The organism is Chitinophaga sp. YIM B06452 (genome assembly GCF_039655965.1).
In the GTDB taxonomy this organism is placed as follows: domain Bacteria; phylum Bacteroidota; class Bacteroidia; order Chitinophagales; family Chitinophagaceae; genus Chitinophaga.
Window position 1 is genome coordinate 88,116 of the sequence record NZ_JAWLKY010000008.1, and the last position, 16,835, is coordinate 104,950.

At 47.6% G+C, this 16,835-nt stretch carries 16 protein-coding genes and 1 tRNA gene; 13 read left to right on the top strand and 4 right to left on the bottom strand.

Annotated features, from left to right (window positions below):
• The 10 genes from R3I13_RS25670 to R3I13_RS25715 all read left to right on the top strand — a co-directional run bounded on the left by R3I13_RS25670 (nucleotide 1) and on the right by R3I13_RS25715 (nucleotide 10,587).
• Entirely contained in the window at nucleotides 1-1,020 is a 1,020-nt protein-coding gene (locus R3I13_RS25670; RefSeq protein ID WP_346320858.1) for an alpha/beta fold hydrolase, read from the top strand.
• A 119-nt stretch (nucleotides 1,021-1,139) separates the two neighbouring features.
• Nucleotides 1,140-1,212 (top strand) — tRNA-Lys (locus R3I13_RS25675).
• A gap of 197 nt (nucleotides 1,213-1,409) precedes the next feature.
• A complete protein-coding gene (locus R3I13_RS25680; RefSeq protein WP_346320859.1) occupies nucleotides 1,410-2,153 on the top strand; it encodes a hypothetical protein in 744 nt (247 codons plus the stop codon).
• A gap of 405 nt (nucleotides 2,154-2,558) precedes the next feature.
• Entirely contained in the window at nucleotides 2,559-2,840 is a 282-nt protein-coding gene (locus R3I13_RS25685) for a hypothetical protein (RefSeq protein ID WP_346320860.1), read from the top strand.
• 103 nt (nucleotides 2,841-2,943) lie between these two features.
• Complete coding sequence (locus R3I13_RS25690; protein WP_346320861.1) at nucleotides 2,944-3,240, top strand: helix-turn-helix domain-containing protein; 297 nt, start codon at nucleotides 2,944-2,946, stop codon at nucleotides 3,238-3,240.
• A 5-nt stretch (nucleotides 3,241-3,245) separates the two neighbouring features.
• On the top strand, nucleotides 3,246-4,517 hold the full coding sequence (locus tag R3I13_RS25695; RefSeq protein ID WP_346320862.1) for a HipA domain-containing protein: 1,272 nt from the start codon (nucleotides 3,246-3,248) through the stop codon (nucleotides 4,515-4,517).
• 9 nt (nucleotides 4,518-4,526) lie between these two features.
• Complete coding sequence (locus R3I13_RS25700; RefSeq protein WP_346320863.1) at nucleotides 4,527-4,970, top strand: hypothetical protein; 444 nt, start codon at nucleotides 4,527-4,529, stop codon at nucleotides 4,968-4,970.
• 32 nt (nucleotides 4,971-5,002) lie between these two features.
• A complete protein-coding gene (locus tag R3I13_RS25705; protein ID WP_346320864.1) occupies nucleotides 5,003-5,329 on the top strand; it encodes a hypothetical protein in 327 nt (108 codons plus the stop codon).
• A gap of 1,010 nt (nucleotides 5,330-6,339) precedes the next feature.
• Complete coding sequence (locus R3I13_RS25710; protein ID WP_346320865.1) at nucleotides 6,340-9,780, top strand: T9SS type A sorting domain-containing protein; 3,441 nt, start codon at nucleotides 6,340-6,342, stop codon at nucleotides 9,778-9,780.
• 141 nt (nucleotides 9,781-9,921) lie between these two features.
• Entirely contained in the window at nucleotides 9,922-10,587 is a 666-nt protein-coding gene (locus tag R3I13_RS25715) for a Type 1 glutamine amidotransferase-like domain-containing protein (protein WP_346320866.1), read from the top strand.
• 109 nt (nucleotides 10,588-10,696) lie between these two features.
• Here R3I13_RS25715 and R3I13_RS25720 read toward each other — a convergent pair whose 3' ends face one another.
• Nucleotides 10,697-11,272, bottom strand: a complete 576-nt coding sequence (locus R3I13_RS25720; protein ID WP_346320867.1) for a hypothetical protein — start codon at nucleotides 11,270-11,272, stop codon at nucleotides 10,697-10,699.
• A 407-nt stretch (nucleotides 11,273-11,679) separates the two neighbouring features.
• Between R3I13_RS25720 and R3I13_RS25725 the strand changes: the two genes are divergently transcribed.
• Together R3I13_RS25725 and R3I13_RS25730 are read left to right on the top strand one after the other, a co-directional pair.
• Nucleotides 11,680-12,000 carry a LytTR family DNA-binding domain-containing protein gene (locus R3I13_RS25725; protein WP_346320868.1) on the top strand — a complete coding sequence of 107 codons (321 nt, stop codon included), beginning with the start codon at nucleotides 11,680-11,682 and terminating at the stop codon, nucleotides 11,998-12,000.
• A gap of 52 nt (nucleotides 12,001-12,052) precedes the next feature.
• The gene (locus tag R3I13_RS25730) at nucleotides 12,053-12,853 is read left to right on the top strand and encodes a penicillin-binding transpeptidase domain-containing protein (protein ID WP_346320869.1); all 801 of its coding nucleotides are present in this window, start codon (nucleotides 12,053-12,055) and stop codon (nucleotides 12,851-12,853) included.
• A gap of 37 nt (nucleotides 12,854-12,890) precedes the next feature.
• Here the strand turns inward: R3I13_RS25730 and R3I13_RS25735 are convergent, their stop codons facing one another.
• From R3I13_RS25735 to R3I13_RS25745, 3 genes are all read right to left on the bottom strand, one after another.
• Nucleotides 12,891-13,319, bottom strand: coding sequence for an EthD family reductase (locus R3I13_RS25735; RefSeq protein ID WP_346320870.1), 429 nt, complete (start codon nucleotides 13,317-13,319; stop codon nucleotides 12,891-12,893).
• Nucleotides 13,320-13,400: 81 nt separating this feature from the next.
• Entirely contained in the window at nucleotides 13,401-15,062 is a 1,662-nt protein-coding gene (locus tag R3I13_RS25740) for an RICIN domain-containing protein (RefSeq protein ID WP_346320871.1), read from the bottom strand.
• A gap of 303 nt (nucleotides 15,063-15,365) precedes the next feature.
• On the bottom strand, nucleotides 15,366-15,743 hold the full coding sequence (locus tag R3I13_RS25745; RefSeq protein ID WP_346320872.1) for a helix-turn-helix domain-containing protein: 378 nt from the start codon (nucleotides 15,741-15,743) through the stop codon (nucleotides 15,366-15,368).
• A 144-nt stretch (nucleotides 15,744-15,887) separates the two neighbouring features.
• Here R3I13_RS25745 and R3I13_RS25750 point away from each other — a divergent pair, with 144 nt between their 5' ends.
• On the top strand, nucleotides 15,888-16,835 hold the full coding sequence (locus R3I13_RS25750; protein WP_346320873.1) for an NmrA/HSCARG family protein: 948 nt from the start codon (nucleotides 15,888-15,890) through the stop codon (nucleotides 16,833-16,835).

Here is a 16,835-nt window from a genome sequence, read left to right on the forward strand (position 1 = left end):
ATGTGGAAAACCTTGTTCGTCTTACCCTTATTACTTGCAGAACTTGCCAGCGGGCAAACGATCAAACGTGAGGATTTTACGGTAGACAGCGACCCCGGCGTGAAGATATTCGTACGGGAGATCACCGCACGCAAACGCAGCCGCAAGCCCCCTATCCTGCTGCTGCACGGCGGAGGTTCCGGCGCCATCGCTTCTTTCGACCTGCCCATGCCCGGCGGTTCCCTCGCGGAAGACCTGGCCAAAGCAGGGAATCATGTCTTCATCATGAATGCCCGCGGCTGGGAAAACTCCACCCGCCCCGATTACGACACGCTCAAACGCTGGACCATCGCCGGCTCTTCCATAGAGATCTCGCATGATATAGACGCCGTAGTGGATTTTATCCGCGAACGCACCAAAGACAAACAGGTAACCCTTTTCGGCTGGGCCACCGGCGGCCAGTGGATGGGCTATTACGCCTGCATCTATCCCAACCGCGTGGCCGCGCTTATTATGCTCAACAGCCTGTACAACGAAAAGGCCCCCTGGTATTTTACTGATGCGTTCCGCAGCCCGCTGGACACTTCGCAGTTCAACTACGCCTCCAGCCCGGTACTGCGCCGCGCCACCAAAGCCCAGGTGCTGGAGACCTGGAACCGGTCTATCCCCAACGAAGATAAATCCCAATGGCGCGACTCCGCGCTGGCACAATTATACGCCGCCACCGCCGTAGGTTTTTATGAAGACAGCATCCTGGCCGTGCCCGGCGGCTACCGCGCCGAAGCCTTTTACACCGCGCAGGGCAAAGGCCAGTGGCATGCCAAAGAGATACGCGTGCCCATCCTCTACATGCGCGGCGCCTACGACACCTGGAGCCGCCCGCAAGACCTGCTGGCGCTGCAGCTGCGGCTGGAAAACTCACCGAAGAAACAATTCCTCACCCTTCCGGAAGGCTCCCACCACGTGTTCCTGGACAGGCCGGAGAAAGGCCGCGCACAGCTGATCCAGGAGATCACGGCATTTAATGTAAAGCGGAAGTAACCGCGTAACCTGCTGAGTGCGAAGAAATTTTGCCCGCTGAATTTGAAAAAAACTTAAGAATATTTGGATCGGAAAAATTTATTCCTATCTTTGCAATCCCAAAATGAAAAAACGGGGATGATTCCGTAGCTCAGTTGGTAGAGCAATACACTTTTAATGTATGGGCCCTGGGTTCGAGTCCCAGCGGGATCACTGGTTTTCACTTAAACCCGCCACTACGGCGGGTCTTCTGCTTTTACTCCATAATTTCTTCTATAAAGCCGCGAGAGGCTTTTAAGGTTTACAGGACTTTATAAAGAGCGAACTACCGTTACAAATTTACGATTTTCATGAATCCAACATTTTTTTATTGCCTTATATTCGTATAAGCACTTTTTAATGATTTTCATGTGGAAGTATATTGCAACACTCTAAGTACGTATGATTCTTTATACAATTATTTAAAGAATTTCAATTTCCCCATAAATTTAATTAGCCCATCAGTTAATAACTACAGAGAGATTTTTGATCAAGAAAAATCGTTTATTTCCTTAACGGATGTTTCAAATATAAAAGAGATAGATGAAAATAAAAAAAGAAGTTATAATCGAATAGAAAGGGAAGAAGTGCCTAAAACCAAAATGCTCTCACTAGAAGACTTTTTATCTATAAACCCGAAGTTGACCCCGGGCGAAATTTATGATAATTTTTTTTACCCTATAGGTAATGATGGGTTTGCATATGAATTAATTACTCCTTCTCAATCTTTAAAGGAGTACAGCGACCTTTATTATCATGCAAAAGATAAACATAAGCATTTTTATTTTGCGAGTTTTGGCATAGGGCAAGAACTAAAAGGAATAGCCGGTACGGCACAATGGAGTTATAGGTATCGGGATGATTTTCCTCTGATTCAAAAATATTTACTCGAAATAAATAAATTTCTTAAGTATAATTTTAATATAAGTATTGTATCAGTACAGCCTCCTTCAGCTAGATCATATGAGTATCCCCATAGATATATTGAGTTGCTTGATAATGACAGAGATTTAGATGAGAGGATGTTCAGAACGCAAATGGATGCTTATGATGAAGAAATAAGAAGATGGAACATTGAAACTGACGGCTTTTATGATGTAGAGAGAGAATACTGAGAAGGGCTCTTTCCGGTAGATTCGAGGCAGCACTGTCGTATCTCATAACTACAAATATCACACGTGAATCCAGGAGGACGCAAGAAAGGCTATCTAATTTTTCCTAATATCCTATACTTGTGAAGCTTGTTTCTCTAGGTTTAACTCTCTTGATATCATTATAACTAAACTTGTAAATTATTGAATTTTCTATCTCCGTCATTTCTTGTGAATGAGTCACGATTAAAAATTGACTACAAGCATCAGCCAGCCCCCGCAGAATCGAGCCATAATATTCTCAGGTCACTATGCGATTTTTTCACAAATATGAAGGATCAGGAATCACTGATATCGTAATTTTCTATCTTCCCCAGTTCGGCTATAAATCCCGTTCGTTGTAAGGAACCATGTTGAAAAAAGTAATCCATGTATCGGAATCAGCTGAGGTTTTTTGAAGACCTATTACTGCGGGATGTAGAGGCGGCGCTGGCAGACAAGAAAAGAAAATTACAGGATAATTTCAATGATGCAGTAATTGAGTGGGAGAAGATCTCGGCACTTGATTATCTGCGAGACCTCCGTTTTCATATCCATAAAGCAAAGCAGTTATCCTGGATCATCAATACATATTTTGAACGGGTGATTGAACTGATAAACCGGGTTTATCAAATCATGCACCCGTGTACTCCCTGCCTCGGATTGCCTTGAATCTGAGACACAACCCGCATCTCAGGAAAAAATCAGTTAGACTAATTCTAAAAATGACCGTTATTATGGTCATTTTATGTATTTTTGAGTAAAATATCAGTCAATGAAGCCCAAGAAATCAGTATTGCTTCCTTCAGCCGATAACACTCTCAAAGAGCTGGGTATCAACATCAAGCTCGCCCGTAAACGCCGGCAACTTACGGCGGAACAGGTGGCGGAGAGAGCAGGTATTGCCCGTTCCACCCTGCAGCATATTGAAAAAGGACTGCCAGGCGTGGCGATGGCTTCGTATCTGCAGGTGCTTTTTGTGCTCGGGCTGGACAAGGATTTATTAAAAGTAGCAGCGGATGACCCGCTGGGCAGGAAATTGCAGGACGCGAAACTGCTGAACAAAAGATAATAAGTATGGCAAAAGCTACATCAAACAATAAACAGATCTATGTATACGCCGACTGGCTGGAACTGGCGGGCGCCCGCTTTATGGGCACGCTGAAAGCGGAATCAGTACGGGGCAAGGAAGTATTTTCATTTTCCTATGAACCGGCATGGCTGGAAACCGGACCCGCCCTGTTGATCGATCCGGATTTGCAGTTATTCACAGGACCACAATATATCCGCGAGGAAAAACCCAATTTCGGGCTGTTTACCGATTCCTCTCCTGATCGCTGGGGCAGGGTGCTGATGGAGCGGCGCGAGGCTTTTATTGCCCGTGAGGAAGGGCGTAAGGCCAGGGCGCTCATGGAAAGCGATTTTTTATTAGGCGTACACGATTTATATAGGATGGGCGCACTACGGTTCAAGCTTGACCCGGATGGCCCTTTCCTGGATAACAATACCGCGATGGCTGCGCCACCTATGACTTCATTAAGATCGTTGGAGGAAGCGAGCCTCGCCCTTGAAAATGACGATGCGGCAGAAGATCCTGCTTTTGCACAGTGGCTTAACCTGTTGATATCTCCAGGTTCTTCCCTGGGTGGCGCACGGCCCAAAGCCAGCGTAACAGCCCCAGACGGGCACTTATGGATAGCCAAGTTCCCCAGCCGCCGCGACGATAGGAATATCGGGGCATGGGAACAGGTAGTCAATACATTGGCCACGCGCGCGGGTATAACGGTGGCAGAGAGCACCGCGCGCCGTTTCTCTCAGCACCAGCATACGTTTTTATCCAAACGCTTCGATCGCACTACCGCAGGTGACCGCATTCATTTCGCTTCCGCGATGACCTTGCTTGGGCAGACTGACGGAGCAGACGCTGCCGCCAATGTATCGTACCTCCAGCTGGCTGAATTTATTGTACGGCATGGCGCTGCCCCGGATGCTGATTTAGAGGAGCTGTGGCGACGAATCGTTTTCTATATCTGCGTAAGCAATAGCGATGACCATCTGCGTAATCACGGTTTCCTGTTAACTCCCCGCGGCTGGCATCTTTCTCCAGCCTATGATGTTAACCCCGTCCCGAATGCCACGGGACTGAATCTCAATATTTCGGATCATAGCAACGAGCTGGATATTGAGCTTGCGCGTGAAGTTGCGGATCGGTTCCGGGTACAGGAAGGGAAACGGGAAGTAATCATAAAGCAGGTGACCGACGCAGTAAGCCAATGGCAGGAAGTGGCTGTGGGCATTGGTATTTCACGGGGGGAAATGGAAAGGATGAGAAATTGTTTTTTCAGTTAAATTTATTACATGACAATAGATATAATTATCGACCTGCTTTCTACTTTTAAGCCATTTGATGAAAATGATCTGGAAAATGACAACGAATCCTATCTTGATGAGATAATGACCTTTGTAAAAAGCAATAAAGACTACAAAAAAGCTTTTGAACCAATATTCCTTCTGATAGAGAAATATCCAAATGTTGACCTCGGATCACCAGGTCCGTTAGTTCACACCCTCGAAGAGTATAGAGGGGAGTATGAGAGTTTTTTGATTGATTCATTGAAACGAAGACCGACGAGCCTTACTGCATGGATGCTAAATAGGATAATTAATGTAGAAGAGAACCAACTGGTAAAAAAGGGGTTCATAGAGTTTATGGCTTCGCTTTTGAAGGCCGAAAATATTGATGATAAAACAAGAGATAAAATTGAAAATTTTGTTGCCTTTCAAAGAGAATCTTTGCTATAAAAAACTTCTATTATTGAATAAAAATTATAGAAATGGATAAAGGTAACTGGATTTGGAAGGACAATCTTTTGGCATTCCTGCTGATCCTGTCAGATATTGCTTCTTACAGTTTTGATGAAAGTGATTGGGAAGCAGTTAAATGCGGTTTAACAGGCACGTCCGATGAGCAGAATACTTGGTTTGATTACGTTTTAGCAGGCAATGTAGTAATTTCGATCAAACTTGCAAATGATCCGGAAGAAGATCTGATAATCTACAATTTGTCATATCCAGATACACTTCAGGAAAAGTTGGATTTGTTGGAAAATATTCTCAGCAAGTTTAAATTAACCCCAAGGAACTTTTCCACTGGCAACTAGTGAAAGCCGATTTGGGGATAAATATTTTAGCGCTCATTGCGTTACTTTGAATTCGAACTTCCGTACCTTTGACACTCAATCAGTTCTTTGCAAACCTCAATAAAATAGGGCATTCCAGCGAGGTAACATAAAAGGTTACACCACCCTGAAAATGCCCGGAAACACACGGTAATAAAGGCATTAATATAGTCCCAGCGGGATCACGAAAGCGAAAGCAAACAAAATTAAAGCCGCATAAAACGTAGTGTTTATGCGGCTTTTGTGTTTTTGGGCAGGTGATTGTAATCGATGTTATATCAATGTAAGAGTTTTTAAAAAAAGGCGTACACTAAAAACTCCGAGTTTAGTGTAACCGAATTTCTCGGAAAGGGTTTACAGTAGCTCAAATAAAAAACTACTTATTTCTCTGATCATTTTTTTTAAGTGGGATAAACACAGGCTGAATATGTGCTGTTATAAAAATTGCGCATATTTAGAGTTAAATGCCCCAAAAAAATAACTCTAATAATCATTACACATATTACATTAGCAATTATCCTTTTTTGGGAGTGAATCTGCTTCGACAGCTACGTTTCTTTTAGAACGCTTTTCAACGTAACAATAAATCGCGCCAGACTTATTAATTGGGCAAAGTAGATACTATATTCCTTTGCAATCGTTGGACTTAGTTATTTATTTATACAAAGCTTATCGTGACAAAGACTAACATCCTTCCAGACTTTTATAAATAGCACGTTATACTATGCCACATCCGCACAAGAAGGACGTGGTAAAATACCTTCTTAAAGCAAAAGGAGGATGCCCTGGGCTTAAATACGATGGAGCAGAAGTTGATCGATTACTTAAGTTTCACAGGAATGTGAGGCGTTTATTACTTTATGCCATTTAATACCGTTTTTTTAATTTACATAGCCGGGCCGTATAAAAGTATGCTGGTTTCGGCTGTGAGAGACCCGCTTAGTGAAAACATCAATTCTTTTTCGTAGAATTACATATAATCTATACCTGGCATGAAATTTTGGCACCTGTACTTCATATTTGTAATACTTGTATTTAGCCCCAAATACGTTTCAGCACAACATAATATCAGCTTTTTCAGTGATACCAGTTACAAGGAACCGGTCACCGACCTCTCCCACATCGTGAGCGATGGCAAGCAGTATATTTACGCAGGAGGGCCCACTTTTAGTATACCAGGGCAATTCCCGGGATTCGCTATTGTTAAGATAGACGACGAAGGCAAGCATATCTGGTCCCGGACTTTCAACAAAGAAGAAGATGGCGAAGACCCCTGGTCATTTAAAGGCACTAATTTATTTGCTCAGTATTCAATACGAAAGATGGTATTGGATAAGGATTATTTGTTTGTCCTATTACTCGGGTATTTAAATAAAAATATTATACTGGCATTGGATGTGAAGACAGGCCGTGTTGTATGGAAAATCGCCGAATGGGTGAATTTTCCCGAAACGTTTACAGTTTCAACGAAAGATTATATTTCTTATATAGGTTATTCCGAGGAACACCCCTCCATCCAGGAGTATAAATGTTTTGATAAACATACCGGGAGGTTTGTTGCCGGAAAACTGATCCCTGGAGGCCAGTACGACGTGCCAGAGCATTTAGAGCATGGGTTAGACGGCGCAGTGTACTTCCTGCGTGACTACAAACTGAAAAAGTATGCTACACCATTGTTGGATTCCCTTTGCTGGACGGCGGAAGTACGGACGCCTTACGCATACCTGTCTTCCGTTTTACATGGCCTCCGCGAAATGGAAAACGGTGATACATTCGTTTGGGGCGATTATTATAATGGCGGCGGCGAATTTTTCATCGGCAGTATAAACCCGGTAGACGGTTCTACGAAATGGATATACCAGTCTTCTTACTTCAAATCGTTGTACGTCGCAGATATTAAAATAAAAGAGCAGTTCATCTACTTGGTCATCAATTCGCCGGACATAACGAACGACCGCGCATTTCACATCGTAAAAATTGAAAGGGCGACCGGCAAACTGGTTTGGGATAAAAACTATCAAGTAAATGGAGAAAACGGGTATGGAGGGTCGGGTTGGGTTGTCGGGCTGAACAGCATCGACGTAGACGATGGGGGCAACGCGTATGTAACGGGAGCGGAATATAAATATTCGTCAACTAATGGTGGTTGGTCGGTCATGAAGCTGGATACCGATGGCAACATCCTGTACCAGACGACCCTGGTCAAATCGTCTGCAAAGCCCTGGGAAAGTAAAGGCCTATTCACCGGGATAATGAACGGCCGCGTGGTACATGTTGGTAACCTAAACCGGGGCGACACAACGTCGGGATACCTGGTAGCACTAGATACGGGCAACGTTTTTAATCCTGTTTTGGGAGAACGGGTGATTGCTCATCACCAGGAACCCGGCAAAGTAAAGAAAATCCTGCCGTTCCAGTCATCGAAAATGGCGATACTCAAGCAGGTAGGGCGGCATATTTCGCTGGAACTAAGGCATTCGGGGACCAGGAAAATGCTCTGGTCAAGGGATATGTATGGTGAACGGCAGTACCTGGCGGGGGGGATGGCCATTTCGACAGATAACAGGATTGGTGTTACCGTTTTTGTTCAGGACACCTCTTCTGTGAGGAGCGACTATCACCGGATGGCGGATTCGATTCACCTTTATATCTTCGATGCCAACGGGCACGAGGTATTTTCAGCGGCTGAAAAAGCTCCTTTCAGGGAATATCACACTCCGCTTGATCTGCAGGCGGTGTTTGGCAATATCTTCATTACATCTTTTCTCCGGAACGTCGAAATCAACAGGGAGTATTACGATTTCGTCAACTGTTTTGCTTTCAGTGAAAATAATGCCGCGGGAAGCATTCAACCTGCGTCGTATTTGGCACATGAAGGAAAGTATCCGCCGGTGCTGCAGTCCTATGGAACTGATTCATTAATGGCGATCATCAACCACTCAGGAGCGATTGCGGCACGCCCCTATGGTTATAGCGTTAACTCGGGGAAGCCCCAGCTGCAGGATGGCCCCATGGAATATATCAGTTTAAACGAACTGCACAGGTACAACGCGGCGATCGATTCCATGGGCGCGCTCGTGTTGGGCCGGGAAACAGAATCCCGACTTGCTTCGGTATCCCGGATACGCTACTCGGACCGGCGGCTAATATGGCGGGTGACGACGGATGAAGGTGTCTCATTAGACAAAGCTTCGGTTGCAGGCCAATTTGGATACCTCGCCGGCAGCGATAAAGGCGAACTGCTTATCATGAAACTAGATGTCAGTGACGGCCGGATGGCCTGGCAAACCAAACATCCCGCACCAGCTGCAAATCAATACTATGTTGTGGCAGATCAGGCCTTCAACACGATGCGGCGCCAGTATGTAGTTTGTGGATATATAGCCGATTCGAGCCTAAGCGGTATAACTTCGAAGCAGCCATTCTACTGTATATCGGATACCGCGGGGAACATCATTGATTTCTGGAAGGGTGCGCCCGATCTCGAAGGGAAAAACCAGTTGAATGCGATAGCCATCAGCCAATACGGACAAACGATACTGGGCGGTTCGTTATATACCCTGGAGAATAATCGCGCGGGCGTGATCATCGCCGCAGATGATATCATTCTTCCAACCGGTCCAGAGGTTGTCTACCTGTGTTCCGGCACAGATACGGTTCTGTCTGCTTACCTCAGCGGTATGGCTTATCAATGGCAGATCGATACCGGTTCCGGCTACAGCAACCTCGCCGACGGAAACGGTGTCGCGGATTCACGCACCAAGGAATTACGTTTATCTGCCATCGCAGCGAGGCTGCACAATGCGAAATTCCGTTGCCTGGTAGATAATGCGGCCGCCAATTCTTACCACCTGAATGTAAACACAACCGCTACGCCTGCCATTGAAATCACCGGGGAAACGTTGATAGATATGAGGACCGGCGGTCAATTCAATGCAACCGTCAACTTTGGCGGTGACGGCCCGAAGCTCCGTTGGGAAGATAGCACCGATCAGGCCGGCTGGACGGCAATTCCAGGCGAAACGGGCAGTTCGCTAAGTTACATGCCCGCCGTGGCGGCGCCAAAGATTCGGTGTATCCTGATCAGCAATACCCCGTGCGCAACAACTTCAACCGCGGTCAGCAACACCCTGCAATTGCGTATCAATACAGTTACGGATATTGGCCCTGGTCCCCAGGCGGGGCCGGGAAATGCCATCTACCTGTATCCCAATCCCGCAGCGGGTGAAATCCGTGTGATGGGCGTACAGCTCGGTGATCACTGGGAATTCATGGAGATCAGGTCTACCCAGGGACAACTGGTAATGCGGCAAGCGGTAAAGCATCAAACCAATATCCGGGCGAATGTATCCCAGCTTCCATCCGGCTTGTACATGCTGACGTTGTACGGAAAGAACGGTAAGGTAGCATCCGTACAATTGGTGAAGATCTAAGCGATATTTATATTCCTGCCGTATACACCAGGCCCGTACCGGCGAATGGTGTTCCTGTCCCATTCCCCCATCAAAATTGTCACATCCCCACCGCAAACACACCGCATTTACCGGCGAGATTTGTACTTCAATAAAAAAACCATGAAGCTTCTCCTCACTTCCGCCGGCATCAGCAACGCAAGCATTCACAATGCACTGGTTGAACTCCTGGGCAAACCGGTTGCCGCGGCAAGCGCCCTTTTTATTCCCACTGCGATATACGCCATACCCAAGGGCGCTGGCATAGCACGAGGGGTGATTTGCGGCTCACTGGGTGATCCATTCTGCGAATTGGGCTGGAAGTCACTGGGAGTGCTGGAACTTACCGCATTGCCCAGCATCAAACAGGAGCTATGGGTTCCGATGCTCCGGGAGACAGACGCCTTGCTGGTCGGAGGCGGCGACTGCCAGTACCTGTGCTATTGGATGCAGCAGTCCGGACTGAGAGACCTCTTGCCATCGCTACTGGAGAAGATGGTTTATATGGGCCTTAGTGCCGGGAGTATGGTGATGACCAGCTTTGGAACGACCTATGGTGGCCATATGCTGCCAGCCGAAGGCGGGAAATCGCTGAGCCTGGTTAATTTTGCACTGCATCCCCACCTGGATCATGAATGGTTTCCAGAGAATTCCCTGGCTAACTTAAAAAAGTTAGCCGCTACGATACCGGTGCCGTCATATGCGATTGACGACCAGACCGCCATTAAAGTAATTGATGGCACCGTCGAAGTCGTCTCCGAGGGGCATTGGAAGCTGTTTACTCCCTAAGGCAATTGCAGCTTCTCATTTTGATCTGTAACCAAAGACTTAAAATTCAAAGTTTACAAAACAAAAGCCGCGCAGATCAAATGATCCACACGGCATTTTGTATTCCTGGTTAAGGTATCGCAACCTCAAGCACCGCTTCATTCCCCGGAAGGTCGGTAGCCGTACCTACGATTTTCAACGCTTCCCCGGCGGCGGGAGCCTGCGTGGCGGTGTAGATCCACCGTTCCCGGTTGATGGGGTCCAGGACGGCGTTTCCCTCTTCCAGCAGGTTGCCGGTTGCAGCCAGGTAAATGCTCACCTTCACGGCCACTACCCTGAAGTCGTCTTTTGCGTGAATGACGACCGTTGAACCGGCCACCGCCTTGTACTGATCAGTATTGATCTTCTTCACTACAGGCGCTTTCAGGTAGTCGCGCAAGGCCATGTTATAGGCGGTTTTTCCAGGGGGCGCCTTCTTCTGGTATTCTTTTTTCAATTCAGCGTTTTTAACGGCGCCCTGGGCATACATGGCAGCAGATGTGAATTGCTCGCGGGTAGACTGCTGCCCGTCCGTGCTGCCTGCGTTCTTGTTCATGCGGGGCATTCTGACGATCATGGTGTCGTTCCCGTGTTTGCGGTAAACAAACTGTTTACCTACATTGCCCCTGGCTCCTTTTACCAGGAGGTTTTCGTTTATTTTAGCCATACTTTTTGTTTTTAAAAGGTTAGAAAAAATTGTTTGATGCCTGCTGACGCCACGCCGGGAGAAGGTTTCCGGAGTCGCTCCTCCCCGTATGCCTGAGCGATGCTCCCTTTGTGACGATCAACAATACAAAGGTATCCCGAAGGAAAACCCGGCGGCAGAATATGTGGCGTAAGCAGCAGCGTGTTGGGGGCTGATTGCGGTAAACCTGGGGTAAGACGTATTTTCCGGTGGCCATCCTCCTGCCATCCTCCTGCCAAGCACCTGCAAACCCTTGCAGGCATTGAACACCGTTGGAGGATGACAGGAGGATGGCAGGAAGATGCCAGCAGGTTTTGGGAAACGGTTTTTTCGTTACATTTGAGCGCAACCCGTTTAAGCGCAAAGTTTAACACCCAATTTTATGCGTTATGATAAACCAGCCGTTTTTTATCTGGGATGACCGCAAATACGTGAAAATTAACCTGAACGAGATCATGGTGCTGAAATCTGAAGACAACTACCTCAGGTTCCTTGCACAGGAATATTCCTACCAGGTCCGCGCTACGCTTGACAGGACGCTAAGCCTGCTGCCGGACAACCTTTTTGTAAGGATTCACAAGTCCTATGCAGTGTCGTTGCATCACCTGGAAGAAGTGGAAAAGGATGTGGTGAAGATCGGCGGGCTTTCTTTGCCGGTCTCAAAGAAATTCTATGGGGAATTGATCAGCCGGTTGAATGTTATCCGGTAAATTCGTCAATCACAACCGTTTAGAAAAAATTCAATTCGTATCTTTTACGGCTATGATAAAACAACTCGTATTCCTCATTTTGTTCAGCATGGCAGCTATCCGGTCTGCCGGACAGATCAATCTTGCCCAACCATTTGAAGATTGCAAAATTAAGGGCAGCATCACATTGTTTGACTACAAGGAAAAAAAGTGGATATCAAGCGATATTAACGACAGTCATATGCCTACCCTGCCGGCATCGACCTTCAAAATAATAAATACCCTGATTGCGCTTGAATCGGGTGTGATCACGAATGAAGATCAGATCATTCAATGGCCCGGATGGACAGATACCGTCAAATATGGATATCGCCCGGATATTTATCATGACATCAGTATGAAAGAAGCGTTCAAGACTTCAGCCGGCTGGGCGTATGTGGAACTGGCAAAGAAAATAGGTAAACCCAAATATAAAGATTACCTGACTGCCAGTAAATACGGCAATGTGGACCTTTCCGTAAATGATGCCGATTTTTGGAATTTCGGGAATTTCGCTATCTCGCCTGTGAATCAGATCGAAGTATTAATCGGCGTATATGAAGAATCCCTGCCCTTCAGGAAAGAGTCCTTTAAGATACTCAAGAATATGATGATCGAGCAAAAAACGTCGGATTATACATTAAGGGCAAAAACAGGATGGACCAGGGACCATGGTAAAGACACCGGGTGGTGGGTCGGTTATGTGGAGCGCGGGGAAAATGTTTATTTCTTCGCGACAAGGTTGATAAAGGATAGAAGCGTGCCGAACCCGGATTTCGGAAAATGCAGGAAAGAGATTACAATGGAAGTTTTCAGGCAATTGGGAATAATGTGAAGTTGCAGCCAAATAAGCCGCGAGATTGTACACAGCCTCACTTCACCACCTCACTCACCAATATCACAGGCATAACATCCGTATAATTTTTAAAATCCGCCCGGATCGCATCCCTGTTGGGAGCGATAGCTGCCTGGTATTCGCTCAGGCTTTTTACATAAAATATACCGATAGCCATATAAGGCAAAGGTTGGTTGGGAATACCGCTGGAAAGCCCTTTTTCAATGGTGTATTTCACCAGGTTCGGCCCCAGGAAGCCCGCCACCATAGGCATGTGTTTGGTTTCATAATATTCCATGTTGAATGTTTTACCCTCGGCATAAGGGTACATGATGGAAATCTTAATCAAGCCTTTTTCATTCGCGGAAATGTCGTGCTGATGGGATTTCCCGGGTTGCTTTTCCTGGCCGGATGCAACAAAACATGTGGTTAAAAGCAGGAGCGGTAAAATAAGGTTAAACTTCATGATCAGTAGCTTTATACTACAAGATATTTAAATTTTCAATTAGCCGGGAAAAAGCCCCTTCGCTTCTTCCCGGCTCCTCTCCTACAGCCCGATCTTCCCATACGGCACCCTGATCGCTTTCACCCGGTAATAATACGGGTCCAGCCAGGCGCCCTCGCAGCTTTCCAGGCCGCAGCCGGAGAAGTTGAGGCAATACGTCAGCAGCAGCTCCTGCCGGCCGTTGTCGAACTCAGGATGCACCACGGGCGTATAATACCGCGCGTATTGCCCTTTAAAATATTCCTGGATCGTATAGACCTTCACGGGAGTGGTAAATGGCCCGAGCGGAGAGCTGGAAGTGGAGATGTATATGTTCCGGGTGGTTTCGCAGTTGAAGCCCTGGTCCATCGTCATGTGAATGTACTTGCCGTTGAGGTAGGCCACGCTGTTGCTCCCCTTGCCGGTGGTCACCTTCGCGGCGGAGCCGGGGCTGGGGCTGGCGGTCCAGGTGCTGCCGTTGTAATACTCCCATTGCAGCGGGGTATTCACGTGGAAACGCGCTACATGGATGTAGCTTTCATAATTGAAGCTGATGCCTTCGCTCCCGAATGCATAAACGTACCCGTCGCCCGGCTTCACCATGCCCGTGGAATAATTGATCACGGGCGTGCCGCTGAAGCCGTTGGGCAGGAAGCGCTCGGATATCCACTGCGTGCCGGTGCTTTGCGTCAGCCGGTACAGCGACTGCCCTGTTGCGTTCAGGCCATTGCCTTCACCGCATTGCACATACACCTTGTCGCCGATCTCTATGCCGGGGCCGGACCAGGTCCAGGCGGTGCCGGGCTGGATGTTGAAGATCTGCTTCGGCTTGCCGGAAGTGCTGGTGGTAATGGTCATGTTCGGCGCGTCGTTGGGGTTCCAGTTCGTTTTCGATGGCTGGATGAACACGGAGTTGCTGTAGCTGTGGAAGGCGCCGCAGTTGAACATGCCGTTGGGCTGCACCTGCGAGCCGTCCCAGGCATCCTGCGTTACCCACAATACCTTGCCGTTGTTGCCGCTCCAGGTCAGCGGGATGGTATTCCCCTGGTCGAATGCGGAAGAGCCGAGGCTGGCGCTGTTGCGGTGGAAGAAGCGCACCACTTCATCGTCGCGCCAGGTATCTGCAGCAATGGTGCTCACCGTCCATTGCTGCTTCGTATCGTTCACCGTGGTTTCCTGGATCACTTTCGCGCCGTTGGCGGTGGAGCCGCCCTGTACGGACAGGGCCAGCCCGTTGCCTTTATTGAAGATCTTGTACTGCCCGTTGCCAAGGTCCTGCAGGCGCCAGAGCTGCTGGTCGGCGGGCAATGGGAATGCGGTGTATTGCTGCAGGATGGTGCCGCTGGCAGCGGTACCGGAAGGAACGTCCAGCAGCTTGCCGCTGTAGAGGTTGCGGAGGTGGTAATACTTTACGCCGCCGGCGGTGGTTTGGTAGATCACGTGCCATTTCTGCCAGTTATCCATCTGCCCCGCGGGGCCGGAAAATTGCCACTGCTGCAGTTGCGCATTGTCTTTGAATTTCTCGTTGAGCGTAGGGCTGCCGCCTGTTTCCAGGTATTTGCCGCTTTTAACATTGGTGATGGTCACCGTGGCGTAATCGGGCACGGCCAGCAGGGCTACGGATAGTTTTGCGCCGTCCAGGGTAACGGGGTCGTCCGTCAGCGGCTGCCGGCAGGCGGCCATTAGGAGCAGGCAGCACAGCGTGGAAAGGGTTTGTTTTTTCATAACAGGTATTTATTGGTGAATCATGAACAAACAGAGGGCAACCCGCCGGGCGCCGGCAGGTACTTCACGGGTGCTATATGACAGATGCGTTATTGGGCCGGTCCTGCGGGTATTGTATTGTATCAGTTCACGGAGCCGGGCGGTGGAATGGGCAGGACGCCTCAGGGATAAGACACGCAGGCGGCGGCATACCGCCATCGGGGATGGAAATAAACGCAAGGCCGGTGGAGGCCTGGAGATTAAATATCTTATGGCAGACAATCCCTGATTGCTGCAATCGATCTGGCAGGGAAAGGCCCTATGTTATACGCGCCGGTTAACAAACTCACCTTTCTCCTCAACAACCTGATTACCCCATGCTGTAATTGCCTCCAAAACAGGGATGAATGTTTTGCCAAAATCGGTTAAGCTGTAAATAACTTTGACGGGCGGCTTCTTCCCGTAAACTTTTCTTAATACCAGGCCGTCTCTCTCTAATTGTTTCAACTGCAGGCTCAACGTCATTTCAGTAACGGAAGGCATTTCTTTGCGAAGTTCATTGTATCTTTTTGCTTCGTCCTTTAAATGGTAAAGAATGACCGCTTTCCATTTTCCGCCCACCAAATCCATGGTAAGGCTCACCGTACAAGGGTAAATCTTCCCTTTCAGCATTACATAATCACCGCTGCATTCTGTTTTCATACACAACTTTTAACCTATCTGTTTGGATAGTTATTGCAAATCTATTGCGCTAAAATTAGTTTTGCAACTATAATCTTTTTAGTATAAAAAATTCACTTAAATATTATATAAAAAATGACAGCGGATTTTAAAACAAACGAAGCTATGAGACAAGAAGATAAACCGCTCATTACCATTGTTGGGGTATTAGGCAAGCAGGGACGCAGCGTTGCACATACTCTTTTACAAAGCGGGCGTTATCGTGTACGCGGTATTACCCGGCGCATTGATTCCCCGGAGGCAGTTAGTTTGGCCGAACAGGGAGCAGAACTCGTGAATCTGCCACTCAACCTGGGATATAAAAAAGAATTCACGGAAGCGTTCCGGGGTTCAGACAGTATTTTTATGATCACGCCCGCTATTGTCCCCCCGCACACTCACGAGATGGAACTGGGTAAACAGTTGGCAGACGCGGCCGTTGAAGCAGGGGTTCAGCATATTATCTTCAGCGCTTTAGAAAATGTAGATAAAATTACGGAAGGGAAAAAGTTTGCTCCGCATTTTACGGATAAGGCCAGGATCGAAGAATATATTCGTACGCTTCCAATTACAAGTTCCTTTATCTATATGGCTTTTTTTTATACCAACCTGATGGAGTTTTATCCTCCCCGTATAGAAGGCGAAACGCTTGTATTCCCTGTTTATTTGCCAAAGGACTTCCATGCGCCGTTTGTCGATCCTCTTACTGCTACCGGGCCGGCTGTTTTGGAGATTCTTTCAAACCCGGGTCTGTATGCCGGTAAGTCCCTGCCGGTAATCGGCGATATTATCTCCCCCCGGGAAATGGTGGATACTTTTGTTGAGGTCACGGGTAAAAAGGCAGTCTATACTTCCGCATTCACGAGGGAAGATATGCTCCGTCATTTCCCGGAGTTCGGTTCAAACGAACTTTTAGTGAGTGAGATCCTGGGGATGGTGGAGTATGCAGTTGAGTATGGATATTTCGGCAAAGACCGTGATCTGCTGTGGAGCCGCCGGGTAAACCAGGGTAGCCTGAATTGGGAACAATTCCTGCGGAGTACCGGCTGGGAGGGCCAGAAGCTTTTATATTAA

Coding starts and splice junctions, on each gene's coding strand:
- R3I13_RS25670 (WP_346320858.1), top strand. CDS start 1: ATGTGGAAAACCTTGTTCGTCTTACCCTTATTACTTGCAGAACTTGCC.
- R3I13_RS25685 (WP_346320860.1), top strand. CDS start 2,559: ATGTATCGGAATCAGCTGAGGTTTTTTGAAGACCTATTACTGCGGGAT.
- R3I13_RS25690 (WP_346320861.1), top strand. CDS start 2,944: ATGAAGCCCAAGAAATCAGTATTGCTTCCTTCAGCCGATAACACTCTC.
- R3I13_RS25695 (WP_346320862.1), top strand. CDS start 3,246: ATGGCAAAAGCTACATCAAACAATAAACAGATCTATGTATACGCCGAC.
- R3I13_RS25700 (WP_346320863.1), top strand. CDS start 4,527: ATGACAATAGATATAATTATCGACCTGCTTTCTACTTTTAAGCCATTT.
- R3I13_RS25705 (WP_346320864.1), top strand. CDS start 5,003: ATGGATAAAGGTAACTGGATTTGGAAGGACAATCTTTTGGCATTCCTG.
- R3I13_RS25710 (WP_346320865.1), top strand. CDS start 6,340: ATGAAATTTTGGCACCTGTACTTCATATTTGTAATACTTGTATTTAGC.
- R3I13_RS25715 (WP_346320866.1), top strand. CDS start 9,922: ATGAAGCTTCTCCTCACTTCCGCCGGCATCAGCAACGCAAGCATTCAC.
- R3I13_RS25720 (WP_346320867.1), bottom strand. CDS start 11,272: ATGGCTAAAATAAACGAAAACCTCCTGGTAAAAGGAGCCAGGGGCAAT.
- R3I13_RS25725 (WP_346320868.1), top strand. CDS start 11,680: ATGATAAACCAGCCGTTTTTTATCTGGGATGACCGCAAATACGTGAAA.
- R3I13_RS25730 (WP_346320869.1), top strand. CDS start 12,053: ATGATAAAACAACTCGTATTCCTCATTTTGTTCAGCATGGCAGCTATC.
- R3I13_RS25735 (WP_346320870.1), bottom strand. CDS start 13,319: ATGAAGTTTAACCTTATTTTACCGCTCCTGCTTTTAACCACATGTTTT.
- R3I13_RS25740 (WP_346320871.1), bottom strand. CDS start 15,062: ATGAAAAAACAAACCCTTTCCACGCTGTGCTGCCTGCTCCTAATGGCC.
- R3I13_RS25745 (WP_346320872.1), bottom strand. CDS start 15,743: ATGAAAACAGAATGCAGCGGTGATTATGTAATGCTGAAAGGGAAGATT.
- R3I13_RS25750 (WP_346320873.1), top strand. CDS start 15,888: ATGAGACAAGAAGATAAACCGCTCATTACCATTGTTGGGGTATTAGGC.